General features: G+C 55.0%; 19 protein-coding genes and 1 tRNA gene. 3 read left to right on the forward strand and 17 right to left on the reverse strand.

The features are described 5' to 3' along the window. The first annotated feature begins 6 nt into the window (after window positions 1-6). Entirely contained in the window at window positions 7-555 is a 549-nt protein-coding gene (locus C5F52_RS07735; RefSeq protein WP_104797728.1) for an NUDIX hydrolase, read from the forward strand. A gap of 88 nt (window positions 556-643) precedes the next feature. Beyond that, window positions 644-1,675: a TRAP transporter substrate-binding protein gene (locus C5F52_RS07740; protein ID WP_104797729.1), complete on the forward strand. Its 1,032-nt coding sequence runs from the start codon at window positions 644-646 to the stop codon at window positions 1,673-1,675. A gap of 101 nt (window positions 1,676-1,776) precedes the next feature. On the opposite strand, the gene C5F52_RS07745 is transcribed toward C5F52_RS07740, so the two are convergent. The 12 genes from C5F52_RS07745 to aceA all read right to left on the reverse strand — a co-directional run bounded on the left by C5F52_RS07745 (window position 1,777) and on the right by aceA (window position 13,194). After that, window positions 1,777-3,096, reverse strand: coding sequence for a TRAP transporter large permease (locus tag C5F52_RS07745; RefSeq protein ID WP_104797730.1), 1,320 nt, complete (start codon window positions 3,094-3,096; stop codon window positions 1,777-1,779). After that, a complete protein-coding gene (locus C5F52_RS07750; protein ID WP_104797731.1) occupies window positions 3,093-3,575 on the reverse strand; it encodes a TRAP transporter small permease in 483 nt (160 codons plus the stop codon). The genes C5F52_RS07745 and C5F52_RS07750 overlap by 4 nt, the downstream gene beginning before the upstream one ends. Before the next feature lie 209 nt (window positions 3,576-3,784). After that, window positions 3,785-3,861: transfer RNA gene (locus C5F52_RS07755), tRNA-Pro, on the reverse strand. 25 nt (window positions 3,862-3,886) lie between these two features. Further along, window positions 3,887-4,351 carry a MerR family transcriptional regulator gene (locus C5F52_RS07760; RefSeq protein ID WP_104797732.1) on the reverse strand — a complete coding sequence of 155 codons (465 nt, stop codon included), beginning with the start codon at window positions 4,349-4,351 and terminating at the stop codon, window positions 3,887-3,889. Window positions 4,352-4,465: 114 nt separating this feature from the next. Then, complete coding sequence (locus C5F52_RS07765) at window positions 4,466-4,801, reverse strand: integration host factor subunit alpha (protein ID WP_104797733.1); 336 nt, start codon at window positions 4,799-4,801, stop codon at window positions 4,466-4,468. A gap of 25 nt (window positions 4,802-4,826) precedes the next feature. Beyond that, a complete protein-coding gene (gene pheT, locus C5F52_RS07770; protein ID WP_104797734.1) occupies window positions 4,827-7,274 on the reverse strand; it encodes a phenylalanine--tRNA ligase subunit beta in 2,448 nt (815 codons plus the stop codon). A 24-nt stretch (window positions 7,275-7,298) separates the two neighbouring features. Next, window positions 7,299-8,351, reverse strand: a complete 1,053-nt coding sequence (gene pheS / locus C5F52_RS07775; protein WP_100134216.1) for a phenylalanine--tRNA ligase subunit alpha — start codon at window positions 8,349-8,351, stop codon at window positions 7,299-7,301. Between the two features lie 119 nt (window positions 8,352-8,470). Next, window positions 8,471-8,830 carry a 50S ribosomal protein L20 gene (rplT, locus tag C5F52_RS07780; protein ID WP_100134217.1) on the reverse strand — a complete coding sequence of 120 codons (360 nt, stop codon included), beginning with the start codon at window positions 8,828-8,830 and terminating at the stop codon, window positions 8,471-8,473. Window positions 8,831-8,856: 26 nt separating this feature from the next. Beyond that, a complete protein-coding gene (rpmI, locus tag C5F52_RS07785) occupies window positions 8,857-9,060 on the reverse strand; it encodes a 50S ribosomal protein L35 (RefSeq protein ID WP_100134218.1) in 204 nt (67 codons plus the stop codon). A gap of 116 nt (window positions 9,061-9,176) precedes the next feature. Continuing rightward, window positions 9,177-9,785, reverse strand: a complete 609-nt coding sequence (gene infC / locus C5F52_RS07790) for a translation initiation factor IF-3 (protein ID WP_100134219.1) — start codon at window positions 9,783-9,785, stop codon at window positions 9,177-9,179. A gap of 67 nt (window positions 9,786-9,852) precedes the next feature. Then, window positions 9,853-11,760, reverse strand: coding sequence for a threonine--tRNA ligase (gene thrS / locus C5F52_RS07795; protein ID WP_104797735.1), 1,908 nt, complete (start codon window positions 11,758-11,760; stop codon window positions 9,853-9,855). Window positions 11,761-11,862: 102 nt separating this feature from the next. After that, entirely contained in the window at window positions 11,863-13,194 is a 1,332-nt protein-coding gene (gene aceA, locus C5F52_RS07800) for an isocitrate lyase (protein WP_104797736.1), read from the reverse strand. A 502-nt stretch (window positions 13,195-13,696) separates the two neighbouring features. Between aceA and C5F52_RS07805 the strand changes: the two genes are divergently transcribed. After that, window positions 13,697-14,143, forward strand: coding sequence for an SWIB/MDM2 domain-containing protein (locus C5F52_RS07805; protein WP_104797737.1), 447 nt, complete (start codon window positions 13,697-13,699; stop codon window positions 14,141-14,143). 87 nt (window positions 14,144-14,230) lie between these two features. Here C5F52_RS07805 and C5F52_RS07810 read toward each other — a convergent pair whose 3' ends face one another. The 5 genes from C5F52_RS07810 to moaD form a co-directional block, all read right to left on the reverse strand. Continuing rightward, a complete protein-coding gene (locus C5F52_RS07810) occupies window positions 14,231-15,940 on the reverse strand; it encodes a thiamine pyrophosphate-binding protein (RefSeq protein ID WP_104797738.1) in 1,710 nt (569 codons plus the stop codon). Between the two features lie 19 nt (window positions 15,941-15,959). After that, window positions 15,960-17,168, reverse strand: a complete 1,209-nt coding sequence (locus C5F52_RS07815) for an MFS transporter (RefSeq protein WP_104797739.1) — start codon at window positions 17,166-17,168, stop codon at window positions 15,960-15,962. 110 nt (window positions 17,169-17,278) lie between these two features. After that, entirely contained in the window at window positions 17,279-19,888 is a 2,610-nt protein-coding gene (gene clpB, locus C5F52_RS07820) for an ATP-dependent chaperone ClpB (protein ID WP_104797740.1), read from the reverse strand. A gap of 185 nt (window positions 19,889-20,073) precedes the next feature. Further along, window positions 20,074-20,559, reverse strand: a complete 486-nt coding sequence (gene moaE / locus C5F52_RS07825; protein ID WP_104797741.1) for a molybdopterin synthase catalytic subunit MoaE — start codon at window positions 20,557-20,559, stop codon at window positions 20,074-20,076. A 27-nt stretch (window positions 20,560-20,586) separates the two neighbouring features. Further along, entirely contained in the window at window positions 20,587-20,838 is a 252-nt protein-coding gene (gene moaD / locus C5F52_RS07830) for a molybdopterin converting factor subunit 1 (RefSeq protein ID WP_369951940.1), read from the reverse strand. Window positions 20,839-20,850 lie beyond the last annotated feature (12 nt).

The raw sequence follows: 20,850 nt of genomic DNA on the forward strand, positions 1-20,850 counted from the left end.
CAACGCATGCTGCATCGTCCTCAGATTCAACATTGCAAGGCCTGCGGCAGCGCAGTGACCTACCGCTTGCCCGATGACGGCGACACGCGCGAGCGCGCGGTTTGCAACGCGTGCCACACCATCCATTACGAAAACCCACTCAATGTGGTGGGCACCGTGCCCGTATGGGGTGACAAAGTGCTGCTTTGCAAACGCAACATCGAGCCGCGCTTGGGCAAATGGACCTTGCCTGCGGGCTTCATGGAATTAGGCGAAACCGTGGCGCAAGGTGCGGCGCGTGAAACCGTGGAAGAAGCGGGTGCGCAGTTCGAGATGCAAGACTTGTTTACCCTGATGAACGTCACGCGTGTGGGCCAAGTTCATTTTTTCTACCGCGCCCAGCTCACCAGCGATCAGTTCGATCCCGGTCACGAAACCATGGAAGCGCGTTTGTTTGCTGAACATGAAATACCTTGGGACGAAATTGCCTTTCGCACCGTCAAAGAAACTTTGCAGCATTACTTCGCCGATGCCAAGGCCGGCAAATTTGGCGTGCACCACGTCGATATCAGCTGAACCCACCTGCCGGTGGGTTTTCCCCTAATTAACCGACCGCTCGGTCGGATTAATATGAACAAGTAAATTTTCCAACGGAGACCACGAGATGACACACGTATTTAAGCGTGCAGCGATTGCTGCCGCCATTTTGAGCGCTGGTGTTGCAGCCCACGCTGAAACCATCACTTTGAAAGTGCACCACTTTTTAGGCCCAACCTCAATTCAGCACACAAAAATGCTGCGTACTTGGTGCGACAACATCGCCCGTGACTCCAAAGATCGCCTGCAATGTCAAATTTATCCAGCCATGCAAATGGGCGGTACGCCTCCCCAGTTGTTTGACCAAGCCCGTGACGGCGTGGCAGACGTGGTTTGGACACTGCCTGGCTACACCGCTGGCCGCTTCCCCAAGATGGAAGTGTTCGAGTTGCCCTTCATGATGACCAACGCCGAAGCCACCAGCCGCGCTGCTTGGGACTATTACGAAAAATTTGCCAAAGACGAATTCAAAGACGTCAAGGTGTTGGCGATGCACGTTCACGGCCCAGGCAATATCTTCACCGCCAAAAAACAAATCAAAACCATGGCCGACATCAAAGGCCTGAAGTTGCGCGGCCCAACCCGCTTGACCACCAAGCTTTTGGCCAGCATGGGCGCCACACCTGTTGGCATGCCTGTGCCCGCCGTGCCTGATGCTTTGTCCAAAGGCGTGATCGACGGTGCTGTGATTCCTTACGAAGTGGCACAAACACTGAAGATTGAGGAACTGGCGCGATACACCGCGGAGACAGATCGCTCAGAAAACGCGCTTTACACCACCGTGTTTGTGGTGCCCATGAACAAGGCCAAATACGAGTCTTTACCTGCTGACTTGAAGAAAGTTATCGATAAAAATTCTGGCCGCGAACTGTCTGCTTTCCTGGGTAAAACCCAAGCTGACAACGACACTCCAGGCAAAGCCAAAATGGTTGCAGGCGGTCACACCATCACCATCATTCCTAAGACCGAGCTGGACAACTGGAAACGCGCCTCAGCCAGTTTGAGCAACGAATGGATTGCAGACATGGACAAAAAAGGTGCCAACGGCACTGAACTGGTTCATGAAGCGCAAGCTTTGATCGCCAAGTACACCAAATAATCTGACTTGGACATGCCTCAAACGAAACCCGTCTGAGGCATCAAAAAAAGGAGGCCTTGGCCTCCTTTTTTACGTCTATCCAATGCCCCTCAGGGCATGACTTAGGTGATCAAGGCCACCAGCCACAGACACACACCGGGGAAGAACAAGATCAGCAAAGTGCGCACGGTGTCGCTGATCAAGAAAGGCATCACGCCGCGGTAACTTTCTGCAATTGGTACATCTTTGGCCATGCCGTTCACCACGTAGACATTCAAGCCAACGGGCGGCGCCAGTAAACCAAACTCCACCACCATCAACACCAAGATACCGAACCAAATGGCGACTGACTCTTTGGGCATGCCAAAGTCCAAGCCCATCACGATGGGAAAGAAAATTGGAATGGTCAGCAAGATCATGGACAACTCATCCATCACCGCCCCCAACAGCACATAGAACAGCAAAATGCCAACAATCACCCACAGGGGTGCCCAGCCTAAATTGAGAATCAAGGCAGACAACTGCGTCGAAGCTTGCGACAACGCCAAGGCGCCGTTCATCAAGTCCGCACCGATGAAGATCAAAAAGATCATGGCGGAACTGTCTGCCGTCGCATAGAAACACTGCTTGAACTTGGCCCAGGTGATTTCACCTTTGAACAGCGAGGCCACAAACGTACTGGCTGCACCAACGGCAGCACCTTCGGTTGGCGTGAACATACCGCTGTAAATACCACCAAACACAATCAAGAAGATCACCATGATGGGCGCAACGCCTTTGATGGACTCCAGCGTAACGCCTGAAGATGCTTCGTTCACTTCTGGCGCGTGACCTGGCACCAAACGCACATAAATGGCAATCGCAGCCATGTAACCTAACATCGCAATAATGCCGGGCACCATGGCTGCAGCAAATAATTTAGCAATGTTTTGCTCGGTCAAAATAGCATAAATGACCAATGGCACAGAGGGCGGAATCAAGATACCCAAGGTTCCAGAAGCAGCCAAAGTACCCGTAGCCAAGCGCCCTGAGTAACCGTGACGCTTCATCTCTGGCAATGCCACACCAGTGATGGTGGCAGCCGTGGCAACAGACGACCCGCAAATAGCACCAAATGCAGCACAAGCCAACACAGCAGCCATTGCCAAGCCACCTTTGAAACGGCCCATAACGCCTGCCGCGAAGTCAAACAACGCCTTACTGATACCGCCTTGCGTCGCAAAGTGGCCCATCAAAATGAACAAAGGAATGACTGACAAGTCGTAACTGGCAAAGCGCGCAAAAGCTTGGTTGTTCAAAAAGTTCGCAAAAGGCATCCAACCTGTTTGCAACACATAACCAAAGCCACCTGCAAAAAACATCGATACAGCAATAGGAACGCGCACAGCCATCAAGACCAGCATGATGCCGAAGACAGCACCTACGATTTGAAAACTACTCATGCTGACTCTCCCAGCTCATCATCAAAGCCAACAAACACTTGACCTAAAGCAATCAAGCTAGTCAGCACAAAAGGCGGCACCATGGCGGCAAAAACGATCCACTCAGGAAAGCCCAAAATCATCGTGCCTGAATTGGAAGCGTAGGCGCTCATGCCACCAAGCGCTGTACGCCATGCCAAAAGGGCAAAGCACAGTGAAAGTAGCAAAGCACCCAAACGATCCATGACCTCGTTACTTGAGTCTGAACATTTAGCTGTGAAGAAATCCACAATAATGTTGCCGCGTTTAGCTTGACACCAAGGCATAAACATACCGATAGCTGCACCCGTTGCAGCACCTGAAAGCTCAAAGTCACCCAGCAAAGCTGAGCCCAGAAACTCACGTCCGACAATGCTGTAGCAAGTCATCAAGGTGATGAATGTCAATAAAATACCAGCGAGGATGGCAAACACCCGCGCCAAGGAAACCATGAAGTGCATAAAGCGTCTCTTCCTTGTTATGAAACATAATCAGTTTACTCACGAACCCTTTGGAATCCTTTGAAAAAACACTAGGGTTTGTGCGGGGTAACCCAGCTTTACAGTGACTGCCGCTGTGTTGAGGCCTCCAGCGTATGGAATCGCTTGACGAAAAGTCCAATGAAAAAGGCCTCTGAGTATCGCTACTTAGAGGCCTCTGTCTTAACTAATGGTCGGTGTGAAAGGATTCGAACCTTCGACCCCTTGCACCCCATGCAAGTGCGCTACCAGGCTGCGCCACACACCGAATCAGAGGAAAATTATAACGCGAGTCAGAGGGACTCAGCGAGCATTTCGCGAATTTGTGCAAGTTCTTTGCGAAGAATTTGCAGCGTATCGTCACTCAAGCCAACGGCCTGCAGGGGTGGTTGATCGGTGTAGGTCGTATCGTCTTGCAAATGCGTCTCTAAGCCATCTTCATCGGTCAAGTCAACATCGATCAAGGTATCACCACCTAAACGACGACGATCACGTTCGACCTGCACCAACTCTTGCAATTTATTACGTGCGCCACTGATGGTGAAGCCTTGGTCGTACAACAAGTCACGAATACGGCGAATCATCAACACCTCATGGTGTTGGTAATAACGGCGGTTGCCGCGGCGTTTCATGGGGCGCAGCTGCGTGAACTCCTGCTCCCAATAGCGCAGCACATGCGGCTTGACGCCACACAACTCGCTCACTTCACCAATGGTGAAGTAGCGTTTGGCTGGAATGGGTGGAAGGGTTTTCTCCATGAAAATCAGTAGCTTGTAAATGGGAGCGTAGAGGTTACACGAAGATAAGCCCGCGAATCATAGGGCATAGGGTTTATGTCATAAAAAAGAGGCCTATCAAGGCCTCTTGTGTCTTTATGCGTCAACTTTAGAAGGTGTGTCGCCCTGAATTTGCTCTTTGAGCTTGTGACTCGCATGAAACGTGACGGCCCTTCTCGCCTCAATCGGAATCGCTTCGCCGGTACGCGGATTACGCCCAGGTCTTGGTGCTTTGGTACGAATTTGAAAATTCCCGAAACTGGAAATTTTCACATCCGTGCCTTCGACCAAGCTCTTCGCGATCAAATCAAAGAAGGCGTCAATCATGTCCTTGGACTCGCGCTTGTTCAAACCAATTTGCTCAAACAACAAATCAGCCAACTGCGCTTTGGTCAACGCTGGGGTTTCTAAGCTCTCGAAAGAAATTTCCATAGGACTTGACTTTAAAGTGCGCGCATCAAGCACGTAAACGCGCCGCCACTTGCGTGGTCAGTTGATCCAGCACAGCTTGCACCACACCTTCGATTTGCGCTTCGTTCAGGGTGGCTTCATCGCTGTTGAGCGTGAGGCGCACCGCCAAGCTTTTCTCGTCCATGGCCATCGCCGTGCTTTCAGCCTTGGGGCGATACACGTCAAACAACACGGCGTTGCGCAGCAAGCCTTGTGTTTTGGCGGCATGCACAGCCGCCATCAATTGGGCGTGCGTGACGCTGTCTTTGACGATCACTGCAATGTCGCGCTCGACGTTAGAGAACTTGGCCACGCCCGTGGACTTGGGCACAGCACGTTGCAACACCGCGTCGAGTGAGAGTTCAAACATCACGGGGGCTTGAGCCAAGTCCCAACCTTGACGCCAGCGGGGGTGCAACTCGCCCACATGACCCACGGCTTGGCCATTGACCAAGACCTTGGCGCAGCGGCCAGGGTGCATGGCTGGATGCTCAGCCGCTTCAAACTGCGGCACAGCGGGGGCCAACAAGGCTTCCACATCGGCTTTCACGTCGAAGAAGTCTGCGGCTTGTTCTTTGGTGCCCCATTGCAAAGGTGCAGCGCTGCCAAAGGCAATGCCTGCCACGTACATGGGTTGGTCAAAGCCTTGCACTGTGGTGTCTGTGTTTTGCACGGAAGCGTCTTTGTGGAACACGCGACCAATTTCAAACACGCGCACACGTGAGGCCTTGCGGTCCACGTTGAACTTCACCACGTTGAGCAAGGAGCCCAACAAGGTGGAGCGCATCACGCTCATCTGGCTGGCGATGGGGTTGAGCAATTTGATGGGGTTGGCATTGCCTGCCAACTCGTGTTCCCAACGCTCATCCACAAAGCTGTAGTTGATGGTTTCTTGGTAACCCAAGGCCGCCAAATGGTGGCGCAAGGCGTGTGGACTGCGATGTGCTTCTTGGCACGCGCTGGCCGTGATGGACGCCAAAGGTGGTGTGGTGGGCAGGTTGTTGTAACCCACCATGCGCGCCACTTCTTCAATCAGGTCTTCTTCGATTTGCAAATCGAAACGGAAGGATGGGGGCTGCACGGTGACAGTGCCGCCACCGGAGGTGGCATCACCATGCTCTTCGATCACAGGCAAGCCCAAGCCACGCAAAGCATCCGCCACGCGTTGCTGGGTCAGCGGCATGCCAATGACTTTTTCAGCACGTGCCACGCGCAACGTGACAGGCTTGGCCACAGGCATGTTCACACGTTGGTCGTCAATCGGGCCCACGGTCGTGTTGGGCGTGCCGCAAATGTCAATCACCAACTGAGTGATGCGCTCGATGTGCTCCACAGTCAACTCAGGATCGACACCACGCTCAAAGCGGTGGCCCGCATCGGTGCTGAAGTTGAAGCGGCGTGAACGGCCTGCGATGGCTGACGGCCACCAGAAAGCTGCTTCGATGTAAATGTTTTGCGTGTCGTCGCTCACGGCTGTAGCGTCGCCGCCCATGATGCCAGCGAGTGATTCGACTTGATGCGCGTCGGCGATGACGCCTACTTTTTCGTCCACGGTGACGGTGTTGCCATTCAAGAGCTTGAGCTGTTCACCGGCTTTGCCCCAACGCACCTCCAAGCCACCTTGAATTTTGTCGAGGTCGAAAATGTGCGATGGACGGCCCAGCTCGAACATCACGTAGTTGGAGATGTCGACCAAGGGGCTCACGCTGCGCTGGCCGCAACGGGCCAAGTGGTTCACCATCCATGCAGGCGTTTGCGCTTGGGTGTTCACGCCACGCACCACGCGGCCTGAGAAACGGCCACACAAATCGGGGGCGCTGATTTTCACAGCCAAGGTGTCTTGGTTTGTCGCGGCAACGCTTGGGAATGTGGGGGCCTTCAAAGGCGCGCCTGTGAGGGCAGACACTTCGCGGGCAATGCCATACACACTCAAGCAATGTGCCAAGTTAGGCGTGAGCTTCAACGTCATCAAGGTGTCGTCGAGGTTCAGGTACTCGCGGATGTTTTGACCCAACGGTGCATCGGCTGGCAACTCAAGCAAACCGCCGTTGTCATCGGCAATTTTGAGTTCTTTGGCCGAGCACAACATGCCTTGGCTTTCCACGCCACGCAGCTTGCCCACTTTGATTTTGAAAGGTTTACCGTCTTCGCCAGGTGGCAACTCTGCGCCCACAGTGGCGCATGGAATTTTGATGCCCACGCGTGCATTGGGTGCGCCGCACACGATGTTGAGCAAAGCGCCCTGCCCCACGTCCACTTGGCAAATGCGCAAGCGGTCAGCGTCTGGGTGCTGCACGGCTTCTTTGATTTCACCGACGACGATGCCTGAGAAAGGCGGTGCCACGGGTTGGAGTTCCTCCACTTCCAGACCAGCCATGGTCAAAGTGTCAGCCAGCTCTTGGGTGGTGATTGAGGGGTTGCAGAATTCGCGCAACCAGGATTCGGGGAATTGCATGATGAATCTCGTGTGTGCGTGACGTTATTGGAACTGGCTCAAGAAGCGAATGTCGCCATCGAAGAACAAGCGCAAGTCGTTCACGCCGTAACGCAGCATGGTGAAACGGTCCATGCCCATGCCAAAGGCAAAGCCGATGAAACGCTCAGGGTCGAGGCCCATGTTGCGCACCACGTTCGGATGCACTTGGCCTGAGCCACCCACTTCGAGCCAACGGCCCGCCAAAGCGCCGCTTTGAAATTGAATGTCAATCTCAGCGCTGGGCTCGGTGAATGGGAAGAAGCTGGGGCGGAAGCGCAGCACCAAATCGTCGCTCTCAAAATAGGTGCGGCAGAAATCGGTGATGACCACTTTGAGGTCTTTGAAGCTCACGTTCTCGCCGATCCACAAGCCTTCGCATTGGTGGAACATGGGCGAATGCGTGGCATCGCTGTCCACACGGTAGGTGCGGCCTGGGGCGATGACGCGAATTTCGGGCATGCCTTGACCAGCATCCAAACGCGCTTGGTAGCGCTTGACGTGTTGCACCGCGTGGCGCACTTGCATGGGGCTGGTGTGCGTGCGCAACAAGTTCGGCGCTTCGGCGCTGCCACCTTCCACATAGAAGGTGTCGTGCATGGAACGTGCGGGGTGGTCTTCAGGCGTGTTGAGCGCGGTGAAGTTGAACCAATCGGTTTCAATCTCTGGGCCTTGAGCCACTTCAAAACCCATCGAGCCAAAAATGGCTTCGACGCGTTCGAGCGTGATGGTCACAGGGTGCAAGCCACCAGCCATGCGGGCGCGACCGGGCAAGGTCACATCTAAGGCTTCGGCTTTGAGTTGGGTTTCGAGTTCGGCATCGGCCAAGGCTTGGCGGCGCGCTGTGAGCGCTGCCTCAATCGCTTGCTTGGCCACGTTGATGGCGGCACCGGTCGATTTCTTTTCTTCGACGCTCAAGGCGGCCATGCCTTTCATCATCTCGGTGATGCGGCCTGACTTACCCAAGAATTGGGCCTTGGCGTTTTCAAGATCAGCCGGGGTCGTGCTTTGTGCAAACAACGCTTGTGCACTTGCAACCAGAGAGTCCAACTCGTTCATAAGAATTCGGGGATGTAGAAAACAAAAAAAGGGATTGAAGCTGTGTAGCCTCAACCCCTTTGCTCGTGGGTAAGTTACGGATTACACGAATGACAAACCGTAACGCACCTCAGCGGGTATCAAGCGGCCAATTTGGCTTTAACTTGAGCCACGATGCTGCTGAAGGCAGCCATGTCGTGAACGGCCAGGTCGGCCAACATCTTGCGGTCGATTTCGATCGCAGCCTTTTTCAGGCCGTTGGCAAATTGGCTGTATGTCAAGCCGCACTGACGTGCAGCCGCGTTGATACGAGCGATCCACAGCTGACGGAACACTCGCTTTTTAGTGCGGCGGTCGCGGTAAGCATATTGACCAGCCTTCATCACCGCTTGTTTAGCGATACGGAAGACGTTACCGCGGCGACCGCGGAAACCTTTGGCTAAAGCCAGAACTTTTTTGTGACGGGCACGGGCCGTAACACCACGTTTAACGCGAGGCATATTTTTTCTCCTTGTTCGTCAGTTAATTACAGGCCGCACTTGGGCAGCATTTGCGCCATGTGACCCATGTTGGTCTCATGCACAGCCACTGAACCACGGAGGTGACGCTTGTTTTTGGTCGTCTTCTTGGTCAAGATGTGACGTTTGAAGGCTTGACCGCGTTTCACGGTACCACCTGGACGAACGCGGAAGCGCTTTTTAGCGCTGCTTTTGGTCTTCATTTTGGGCATTTAGATGCTCCTTTAATTTGTGCTCGCGAGGCGCCTACGCAGGGTGCGCAGTCTTGTAAGCCCCGAGACACTAATTTGCTTGCCTTTCAAGCGCGGCAGCATGCCGCGCTGCCAATTTATGCAGAAGCTGCCGAAGCGGCTTCTGCAGCGGGTTTGGCGGCGCCACCCGATTTACGTTTACCAGGCGCGATCATCATGATCATCTGACGCCCTTCGAGTTTGGGGAACTGCTCAACAACGATCAGGTCCGCCAACTCATCACGGATGCGCTGCAACAGCGCCATACCGATTTCTTGGTGCGTGATCTCGCGGCCACGAAAGCGCAGCGTGATCTTGCATTTGTCGCCGTCATCTAAGAAGCGCTTGATGTTGCGCATCTTGATGTTGTAGTCACCATCATCGGTACCGGGACGGAATTTGATTTCCTTGACCTCGATGACCTTTTGCTTGGACTTCGCTTCGGCAGCCTTCTTTTGCTCTTGGTACTTGAACTTACCGTAGTCCATCAAACGGCACACCGGCGGCACAGCCGTGGCGGCAATTTCAACCAAGTCAACGTCGATCTCACCGGCCATGCGCAAGGCATCAGCCAAGCTCACGATACCGAGGGGTTCGTTGTCAGGACCTGAAAGGCGGACTTCCGGGGCCATGATTTCCCGGTTAAGGCGGTGTTTGCGTTCCTCGCGCTGGCGGCGGTCGCGAAATTCTGTAGCGATGGTGACTATCCTTAAAAATCAAAAACAAACCGACACACGTGTGCGACGCACAACTCTTGGCAATTTCTCAATGAAATCAGCTTTTGAGCGCGATGTCGGAGGCGATCTTTTGAGAGAAGGCTTCGAGGGACATCACACCGAGGTCTTGGTTGCCTCGGGCGCGCACTGCGACGGCGCCAGCTTCCTTCTCTTTGTCGCCTACGACCAAGATGTAGGGAAGCTTTTGCATTGAATGCTCACGTATTTTATACGTGATTTTTTCGTTGCGCAGGTCTAAATCAACCCTAAGCCCTTGATTTCGCAGCGTTTTCGCAACTTCTTTGCAATATTCAGCCTGTGAATCGGTGATATTGAGCACCGCAACTTGGGTGGGCGCCAGCCAAGTGGGCAAGGCACCGGCGTGCTGTTCGATCAAAATTCCGATGAAACGCTCCATGCTGCCCACGATCGCGCGGTGCAAGATGACGGGGCGTTGGCGTGAGCCGTCTTCAGCCGTGTACTCCGCATCCAAGCGCTCAGACAAGTTGAAGTCAACCTGAATCGTGCCGCACTGCCACTCACGGCCAATCGCGTCTTTCAGCGTGTATTCGATCTTGGGGCCGTAGAAGGCACCATCGCCTTCAGAGATGACGTACTCGCAACCGGCCGCAGTCAAGCTGTCCATCAAGGCCTTTTCGGCCTTGTCCCACAAATCGTCCGAGCCAATGCGAGCCTCGGGGCGTGTAGAAACTTTATACAAGATATTGGTGAAGCCGAAGTCTTCGTACACCTTCTTGAGCACCTTGGTGAAGGTGTCGCACTCGGGCAAGATTTGGTCTTCGGTACAGAAGATGTGGCCGTCGTCTTGCGTGAAGCCACGCACGCGCATGATGCCGTGCAAGCCGCCGGATGGCTCGTTGCGGTGGCACTGGCCAAACTCGCCGTAGCGCAATGGCAGGTCGCGGTAGCTCTTGATGCCTTGCTTGAAGATCAAGATGTGGCCGGGGCAGTTCATGGGCTTCAAGGCGTAGTCACGCTTTTCAGACTCGGTGGTGAACATGTTGTCGCGGTACTTGTCCCAGTGACCCGTTTTCTCCCACAGCGATTTGTCAATGATTTGCGGGCCTTTGACTTCGAGGTAATCGTTGTCGCGGTACACCTGACGCATGTATTGCTCAATGGTTTGCCACACGGTCCAACCCTTGGGGTGCCAAAACACCAAGCCAGGTGCGTGCTCGTCAATGTGGAACAAGTCCAGCTCACGGCCCAACTTGCGGTGATCACGCTTCTCAGCTTCTTCTAGGCGCCTGAGGTACAGCTGCAAATCGTCTTTGCTGGCCCAAGCCGTCCCGTAAATGCGTTGCAGCATTTCGTTTTTGCTGTCGCCGCGCCAGTAGGCACCGGCCACTTTCATGAGCTTGAAATGCTTGAGCTTGCCGGTGCTTGGCACGTGCGGGCCGCGACACAGGTCTTCAAAAGCGCCTTCGCGGTACAAGCTCACGTCTTCGTTGCTCGGAATGCTGGCAATGATTTCGGCTTTGTAATGCTCGCCCAAACCTTTGAAATACGCCACCGCTTCGTCGCGTGGCAGCACACGCCGCACCACGGCCTCGTCTTTGTTGGCCAATTCGGTCATGCGCTTTTCAATCGCGACCAAGTCTTCGGGCGTGAAGCCACGTGTGAACGAGAAGTCGTAGAAAAAGCCGTCGTCAATGACGGGGCCGATGGTGACTTGCGCTTCTGGGTACAGCTCTTTCACCGCATAGGCCAACAAGTGTGCGGTGGAGTGACGAATCACCTCCAAGCCTTCGGCGTCTTTGACCGTGATGATGGCCAAGTTCGCATTGCTGCCCATCGTGAAGCTGGTGTCCACCACCTTGCCATCGACCTTGCCAGCCAAAGCGGCCTTGGCCAAGCCAGCGCCAATCGACGCAGCCACTTCGGCCACCGTCACGGGGCCTGGAAATTCACGTTGCGAACCGTCGGGGAGAGTAATCTGAACCATGTGTCTGAAAGTAAAAAAGCGCGGCGAAGGCCGCGCTTGGAAGAAGTATCTAAACGCTGAAGCAGATTTTACGCCGCCCAGCATTTGCCTTCGAGAAGTCGATCAGTGGAACTGCTCTTCTTCAGTAGAACCTGTCAAAGCCTTCACAGAAGATGAACCGCCTTGGATCACGGTGGTCACGTCGTCGAAGTAGCCTGCGCCCACTTCTTGCTGGTGTGACACGAAGGTGTAACCCTTGTCGCGCGCTGCGAACTCAGGCTCTTGCACCATGTTGACGTAGTGCTTCATGCCTTCGCCGTTGGCGTATGCGTGGGCAAACTGGAAGGTGTTGTACCAGTTGATGTGGATACCGGCCAAGGTGATGAACTGGTACTTGTAGCCCAAAGCCGACAAGTCTTCTTGGAACGAAGCGATTTGCTTGTCGTCCAAGTTTTTCTTCCAGTTGAACGAAGGTGAGCAGTTGTATGACAACAGCTTGCCTGGGCATGCCGCGTGCACAGCTTGTGCAAATTCGCGAGCGAAGCCAATGTCTGGCACGCCTGTTTCGCACCACACCAAGTCAGCGTAAGGGGCGTAAGCAACGCCGCGGCTGATGGCTTGTTCCAAACCGTTTTTGACGCGGTAGAAACCTTCTGGCGTGCGCTCGCCTGTCAAGAAAGGCTTGTCGTTGGCATCGTGATCAGAAGTGATCAAGTTAGCAGCTTCAGCATCGGTACGGGCCAACACGATGGTGGATGTACCCATGACGTCAGCTGCGAAACGTGCAGAGATCAATTTCTCGCAAGCTTCTTGTGTTGGCACCAACACTTTGCCACCCATGTGACCGCATTTTTTCACGGCAGCCAATTGGTCTTCAAAGTGAACGCCAGCTGCGCCAGAGGCAATCATGTTCTTCATCAATTCGAAAGCGTTCAACACGCCACCGAAACCGGCTTCAGCGTCAGCCACGATGGGCAAGAAGTAGTCGATGAATTCTTTGTCGCCTGGGTTGATGCCGCGGCCCCATTGAATTTCGTCAGCACGCTTGAACGTGTTGTTGATGCGGCGAACCATGGTGGGCACAGAGTCGTACGCGTAGAGCGATTGGTCTGGGTACATGGTTTCAGATGTGTTGCCGTCAGCAGCAACTTGCCAGCCTGACAAGTACACAGCTTCCAAGCCAGCTTTGGCTTGTTGCATGGCTTGACCAGCACTGATGGCACCGAAGGCATTGACGTAACCCTTTTTGGCGCCGCCGTTGACTTTGTCCCAGAGCTTTTCTGCACCGCGCTTGGCGAGTGTGTGCTCGATGGGCATGCTGCCGCGCAAACGTACAACGTCTGCAGCCGAGTAGCCACGCTTCACGCCTTTCCAGCGTGGGTTGGTTGCCCAGTCTTTTTCGAGGGCGGCAATTTGTTGTTCGCGGCTGAGTTGTTCGTTCAGAGATTGAGGCATGGTTCACTCCATTAAGTTGATGGCTGTTAGCGAGGGCTTTGCAAAGCAAGGCTTTCTCGATGGCTCAACTATAAGTCTTCTATAAGAGTTGAATCTTGTCTTATGTCTTATATAAGAATATATTTTTATTCATACAAATCAACAACTTAAAAAACATTTTTCGAATAGCAAAATTCAATTTCTCATATCAAGAAAAAATGACGCGCTGCAGCACAGAGAATATTCACAATATGAAAACTTGTTTTACAAAACACAAGCCCTAAAAACGAGCTACGCACTGCAATCTACCGTCATGCCATGGCGATGTGGCTCACGCACAGAGACGCCATGCACAACGGCACACTCAAAAACCTCACAAAAGCGCAGTCGCAAAAACAACAATCTCATGTGAAAAAAGTGATTTTTCCCTTGGAAAGAAGATTTTTCTCAATTAGCATGCAACTTGTTTCAAAGAGCACGTCTCTCAGAGGCAATGACAACCACTTCTAGAAGGAAATCAACCATGGCAACTGCAAAGAAAGCACCGGCAAAAAAAGCACCAGCAAAAGCTGCTCCCGCCGCGAAAAAAGTCGTAGCTGCAAAAGCTGCTCCCGCTAAAAAAGTCGCTGCTGCAAAGCCAGCCGCCAAAAAAGCTGCCCCTGCAGCTAAAAAGGTCGTCGCAAAGAAAGCTGCTCCTGCTAAAAAAGTAGCTGCTAAAAAGCGCACGCCTAATGCAGCGTTCATGAAAGCCATGACGCCTAGCGCCGCATTGGCCGCCGTGATCGGCGCCACACCTGTGCCACGCACAGAAGTGGTCAGCAAGCTGTGGGTCTACATCAAGAAGCACGGCCTGCAAGACGCAGCGAACAAGCGCAACATCAATGCTGACGACAAGCTCAAGGGCGTGTTCGGCAAAGCCCAAGTCACCATGTTTGAATTGGCTGGCTTGATCGGCAAGCACCTGAAGTAATTCGGTCTTCGCTGAAAACAAAAGGGACGCCTCGGCGTCCCTTTTGCTTTGACGGAGAAGCTTGCGCACAAGCTTCAAACAACTGGGTTATGGGGCAGCCGGCTTGACCTGCTTTTGAACGGCAGCGTCACGAATGGCGCTCAAGGTGCCACGCGTGGTGATGACTTCAGGGTCCAACATCACTTCAATCAATGTGCCCTGTTCGCGAGCCAGCGCATCGGTCAACGCGGCCTCAAACTCATCCGTGCGCGTGATCCGCACACCCGCATAACCATAGGCCTGCGCCAACGCTGCGAAGTCGGGGTTTTGCAAATGCGAACCGCTCTGGTGATGCGGGTACTCGCGTTCTTGATGCATGCGAATCGTGCCGTACATGCCGTTGTTCAGCAGCACGATGATCGTTTTCGCACCGTGTTGCGAGGCCGTTGCCAACTCTTGGCCATTCATCAAAAAATCACCGTCACCCGCAATGGTGAACACCGTGCGACCTGTGAGGATGTTGGCGGCAATGCCTGCAGGCACGCCATAGCCCATGGAGCCCACCGTAGGTGCCAATTGGGTTCGCACACCGCGCGCCAAACCGTGGTGCTTGTGAAAGCGATGCACCCAGCTGGCAAAGTTGCCTGCGCCGTTGGTGTACACCGTGTCATCGGGCAACAAACGGTTGACCACACCAATGATGGCGGGCATGTCGATGTCACCCGGCAGCGCTTGCGGCAACATGTTGGCTTCGTAGTCGGCATGGGCCGCTTCAGTCCATGCTTCCCAAGGTAAGGTGGACGGTGCGGTCAACACTTCCAGCGAACGGGCCGCAGCATTCATGGTGGAGAGCATGGCCAAGTCAGCTTGGTAGACGCGGTTGAGCTCCTCAGCGCTGGCGTGAATGTGCACCAGCTTTTGCGTGGGTTTGGGCGCTTGCAACAGGGTGTAGCCACTGGTGGTCATCTCACCCAAACGGGGGCCAATGGCCAACACCAAATCGCTCTCACGAATGCGCTGCGCCAGCTTGGGGTTGATGCCAATGCCCACATCGCCCGCGTACTGCGGATGATGGTTGTCAAAGGTGTCTTGAAAACGAAAGGCATTGCCCACGGGCAACTTCCAGTTTTCCGCAAAGCGCTGCAAAGCTTGCGCGGACTGCGGCGTCCACCCACTGCCGCCCGCAATCACAAACGGACGCTGCGCCGCCAACAACATCTCGCGCAACTGGCGCAACGCACCGGGGTCGCTCCATGCTTGCGCAGGCTCTACGCGGGCCAAGGGGCGCGAATTAACCTCACGCACCAGCATATCTTCTGGCAACACCAACACCACGGGGCCAGGGCGGCCATTCATCGCGGTGGCGAAGGCGCGTGCCACGTATTCAGGAATGCGCGCAGGGTCGTCAATGCGTTCAACCCGCTTGGCCATGCCACGTGTGCTGGGGCCAAAGAAGCTGTTGTAGTCCACCTCTTGAAAGGCTTCGCGGTCACGGAAGTCGCTGCCCACATCGCCTACAAACAGCACCATCGGCGCGCTGTCTTGAAACGCCGTGTGCACGCCGATCGAGGCGTTGGTAGCGCCTGGCCCGCGCGTGACGAAACACACGCCCGGACGCCCCGTTAAACGCCCTTGGGCATCGGCCATGAATGCCGCCCCGCCCTCTTGGCGGTTGGTCACAAACCGAATCCGATCGCGATAAGCATGAAAACCATCCAGCACCGCCAAATAACTTTCACCGGGCACGCCAAACGCGTGCGTCACGCCTTGCTCAATCAAGCACTCGACCAGCAAGTGGCCTGCAATTTGTTTTGTCATCGTTTGCCTCTTTTTCGTTTTAACCATGCACGGTGCGTCGACCCACACCCAATGCCACACCCACGCTCATCAACAACACGACAGCAGCGCCCAACAAAGTGGCGCCATACCAGCCGTGGTCCATGAACACGCCAAAAATCAGCGGCGACATGGCAAAGCCCACATCAAGGCCGGAATACACCATGCCGTAGACCCGTCCTGTAGCGCCCTTGGGTGTCGCTTTCTTGATCATCATGTCGCGTGACGGCCCGCCCACGCCGATGGCCAAGCCCGTGGCGGCCAAGATCACCATGGTGGCGTTGGCGTCTAACCAACCGCTGCCACACAAAGCCATCAACAGTGCAGCCACCGTCATGCAACTGGCCACTACTTTGTCGCTTTGACGGGGCCAGCGTGCAGCCACGAAGCCACCGACCAACATGCCCAAGGCCGCGCACAACATGTAGGCGGTCAAAGTCATGGTGGCCGCCTCAAACGTCACATGGTGCATGGCTTGCAAAATAGACACAGCGAAACTTTGGACCACCGCCAGCGTCATGGTGGACAGCAAGAAGAAACCAAAACACCACCACACCACGGGGATTTTTAAAAAGGCCAAGGTGTGCTCAGAACCCGCAGCCTGTTGGTGGTGCGTGGCCTGCGTCTGTATGGCCTCGCGTTGCCAAAGCAGCAACAAGAAAATACCCAAGAAAACCAAACCTGCGCCCACATAGGCAGCACGCCAATCCAGCCAAGTGCTCAAGCCCACCATGAACACGGGCGCAGCAGCCCAGCCCAAATTACCCGTCAGCCCATGCGCGCTGAAGGCATAGCCCAAGCGCGGAGGCGACACTTTTTGATTCAAGATGGTGAAGTCCACCGGATGAAACGAACAGTTCCCCAATCCCAGCATGGCAGCCGCCACCATCAAGCCTGCATAACTTTGTGCAAAAGAAGCCACGATGCAAGCCAAGGCCAAGACCAACAATGAGCCAAACATCACGGGCCGTGCCCCAAAGCGGTCCACCACAAAGCCCGCCGAGGCCTGCCCCATCCCCGACACCACAAAAAATACCGACATCAAAAACCCGAGTTCCGAATAGCTCAACCCAAAGGTTTTGATGAACACGGGGAACATCAAAGGCAGCAACAGGTGCGAAAAGTGAGAACTGGCGTGTGCCAAGCCCACCAAGCCAATGACAGAAGCGTCATCGCGCCAAGGGGTGGCTGTATGGGCAAGTGTGGTCATGACGGGGCCATAAAAAAAGCGCAACAAGCGAGGATAACGATCCTACCTGTTGCGCTTTTGAAGACGCGTCGAGTGGGGGACAAGCCCCCAGCCTCAGCCCTTGGTCATGCTTAAATCACCGAAGCGATTTTGGTGAACGCGAACTCACCCGGCGCACGCACCGGATCGACGCTGACGGCAATGGTGTCTTTGGGGCCGAACTTGCCTTCCAACAGCAACTTCGACAAGGGGTTTTCAATCCGCTGTTGAATCGCACGCTTCAAGGGACGTGCACCAAACACCGGATCAAAGCCCACCTTGGCCAGCTCAGCCAACGCGGCAGCAGAGACCTGCAAAGCGAAGTCCATCTTGGCCAAACGCGCCGACAACACCTTCAACTGAATGTCTGCAATGCGCGCGATGTGGTCAGCATCCAAAGCGTGGAACACCACGGTCTCGTCGATGCGATTCAAAAACTCGGGACGGAAATGGTTTTTCAACTCATCCCACACCGCGTCCTTGATGTCTTGTGGGTCTTCACCCACCATGCTTTGGATGATGGGTGAGCCGATGTTGGACGTCATCACGATCACGGTATTTTTGAAGTCCACCGTGCGGCCTTGGCCATCGGTCAAACGACCGTCGTCCAGCACTTGCAACAAGATGTTGAACACATCGGGATGCGCCTTCTCCACCTCATCGAGCAACAGCACGCTGTATGGCTTGCGACGCACGGCCTCGGTCAAGTAGCCGCCCTCGTCGTAACCCACGTAGCCGGGAGGCGCGCCAATCAAACGGCTCACCGAGTGCTTCTCCATGAACTCGCTCATGTCGATGCGAATCATGTGGTCTTCGCTGTCAAACAAGAAGCCCGCCAAGGCTTTGCACAACTCGGTCTTGCCCACGCCGGTGGGGCCCAAGAACAAGAACGAGCCGGTCGGACGGTTGGGGTCGCCCAAGCCTGCGCGTGAACGGCGAATGGCGTTGGCCACCGCAGTGATGGCCTCGTCTTGGCCGACCACGCGGTTGTGCAACTTGTCTTCCATTTGCAGCAACTTTTCACGCTCGCCCTGCATGAGTTTGGACACGGGAATGCCTGTGGCACGCGCCACCACTTCGGCAATCTCTTCCACGCCCACTTGCGTGCGCAACAGACGATGACCACCGGTCTTAGCCTGCTTGGCATTTTCTTTGGCAGTGGCGTCTTTCATGCGTTTTTCAAGCTCGGGCAGTTTGCCGTACTGCAACTCAGCGACCTTGTTGAAATCGCCCTTGCGCGTGAACTCTTCAATTTGAAAACGCAAGCGGTCGATCTCTTCTTTGATCTGCGCGCCGCCGTGGGCCGACGCTTTTTCAGACTTCCAGATTTCATCCAAATCCGCGGCTTCTTTGCCCAGCTGGGTGATCTCCTCTTCCAGCAAGGCCAAGCGTTTTTGGGACGCTTCGTCTTTTTCTTTGCGCACAGCTTCGCGCTCAATCTTGAGCTGAATCAAGCGACGGTCGAGCTTGTCCATCACCTCGGGCTTGGAGTCAATCTCGATCTTCACTTTCGCCGCAGCTTCGTCGATCAAGTCAATCGCTTTGTCGGGCAAGAAACGGTCGGTGATGTAGCGGTGTGACAACTCAGCCGCCGCCACGATGGCGGGGTCGGTGATCTCCACGCCATGGTGGACTTCGTACTTTTCTTGCAAGCCACGCAAGATAGCGATGGTGGCTTCCACGGTGGGTTCACCCACAATGATCTTTTGGAAACGGCGTTCCAACGCCGCATCTTTTTCGATGTATTTGCGGTACTCGTCCAATGTGGTGGCACCCACGCAATGCAACTCACCGCGCGCCAAAGCGGGCTTGAGCATGTTGCCCGCATCCATCGCACCTTCGGCTTTGCCTGCGCCCACCATGGTGTGCAGCTCGTCGATGAAAACGATGGTCTTGCCTTCGTCTTTGGCCAACTCGGTCAACACGCTTTTCAGGCGCTCTTCAAACTCACCACGGAACTTGGCACCGGCCAACAAAGCGGCCATGTCCAGCGACAGCACGCGTTTGCCTTTGAGCGAGTCAGGCACCTCGCCCGCCACAATGCGCTGCGCCAAGCCTTCCACAATCGCGGTCTTACCCACGCCAGGCTCACCAATCAACACGGGGTTATTTTTGGTGCGACGCTGCAGCACCTGAATGGCACGGCGGATTTCGTCGTCACGGCCAATCACGGGGTCCAGCTTGCCGTTGCGCGCACGTTCGGTCAGATCAACACAGTATTTTTTGAGCGACTCGCGTTGCCCTTCGCTCTCGGCGTTGTCCACTTTTTGCCCACCGCGCACCGCCGTCACGGCCGTCTCTAAAGAGCGACGGCTCAAACCGTTTTCGGTGGCCATCTTGCCCCAGTTGCCCTTGTTGTCACACATGGCGAGCAAAAACAACTCGCTGGCCACAAACTGATCACCGCGTTTGATGGCTTCTTTTTCAGCCGCTTGCACCAACGACACGGTGTCACGCCCAACCTGCACTTGCTCTTGGCCCTCAACTTTGGGCAAGCGGTTCATGGCCGATTCAGCCGCGGCCAGCAAGCCCACCACATTGGCACCTGCGCGTTGCAGCAATGATTTGGGGCCATCGTCTTGGCGCAGCATGGCGACCAACACATGAGACGGTTCGATGTAGGCGTGATCGCCGCCCAAGGCCAAGCTTTGGGCCTCGGACAGGGCTTCTTGAAATTTAGTGGTGAGTTTGTCAAGGCGCATAGGAACTCCGCAGCAAGCTATTGAATAGCCTCGTAGCTGAGGCTGATACGACTTATTTCAAGAGACAAAGCCAACCTTGCCCTTGATGTGCATCAAACTCTGTGCAGCTTGACAGATTGCGGCACGCCTTAGCCGCGAGATAAAAATCTGCGGCTAAAGCGCAAAGCGTCGCCCCAACAAGGGTGTTATTGGGTCGCTGCGCTGTTGCTGGCTTGAATGCCCCAGCGTGCCAACGCTTGGTCGTCACTCACACGCGCATCCACCCAACGCGCGCCTTCGGGGGTGACTTCTTTTTTCCAAAAAGGTGCCTGCGTTTTGAGGTAGTCCATCAAAAACTCACAGGCCTTGAAGCTCTCGCCGCGGTGCGCCGAGGTCACCGCCACAAACACAATTTGGTCTTCGGGCTGCAACAAACCCACGCGGTGAATCACGCGGGCCGCAAAGATGTCAAAGCGCTGCTTCGCTTCGTCCATCATGGCCGAGATGGACTTCTCGGTCATGCCGGGGTAGTGCTCAAGTTCCATGCTCGCCACCGAACTGCCCTCGTTGCGCTCGCGCACCGTACCTAGAAAAGAGCAGACGGCCCCAACGCGCGCATCACCCGCACGCAAGGCCGAGAGCTCTTGGCTCACATCAAAGTCTTGGGTTTGGATGCTGACAGTGAAAGTCATCAATCGCCTCGCGAAATTGCTGAAGGTTTAGCCGCCGGTCACGGGTGGAAAGAACGCGACTTCGCAACCTTCGCTGAGGACCGCGTCGCCGTCACACAGATCTTGATTCAAAGCCGTGCGCACAGCGCGGCCAGGCGCCAAAACCTCCGCATACGCACCGCCACGTGCCATCAGCTCATCACGCAAAGCGTTGAGCGTGGTGGCTTGCGTACGCAGGGTTTCACCGCCCTGCCCGATGGCTTCGCGAATGGATGCAAAGTATTTGAGGTTGACATTCAAAGTCACGTGAGG

Source organism: Limnohabitans sp. TS-CS-82 (assembly GCF_002943475.1).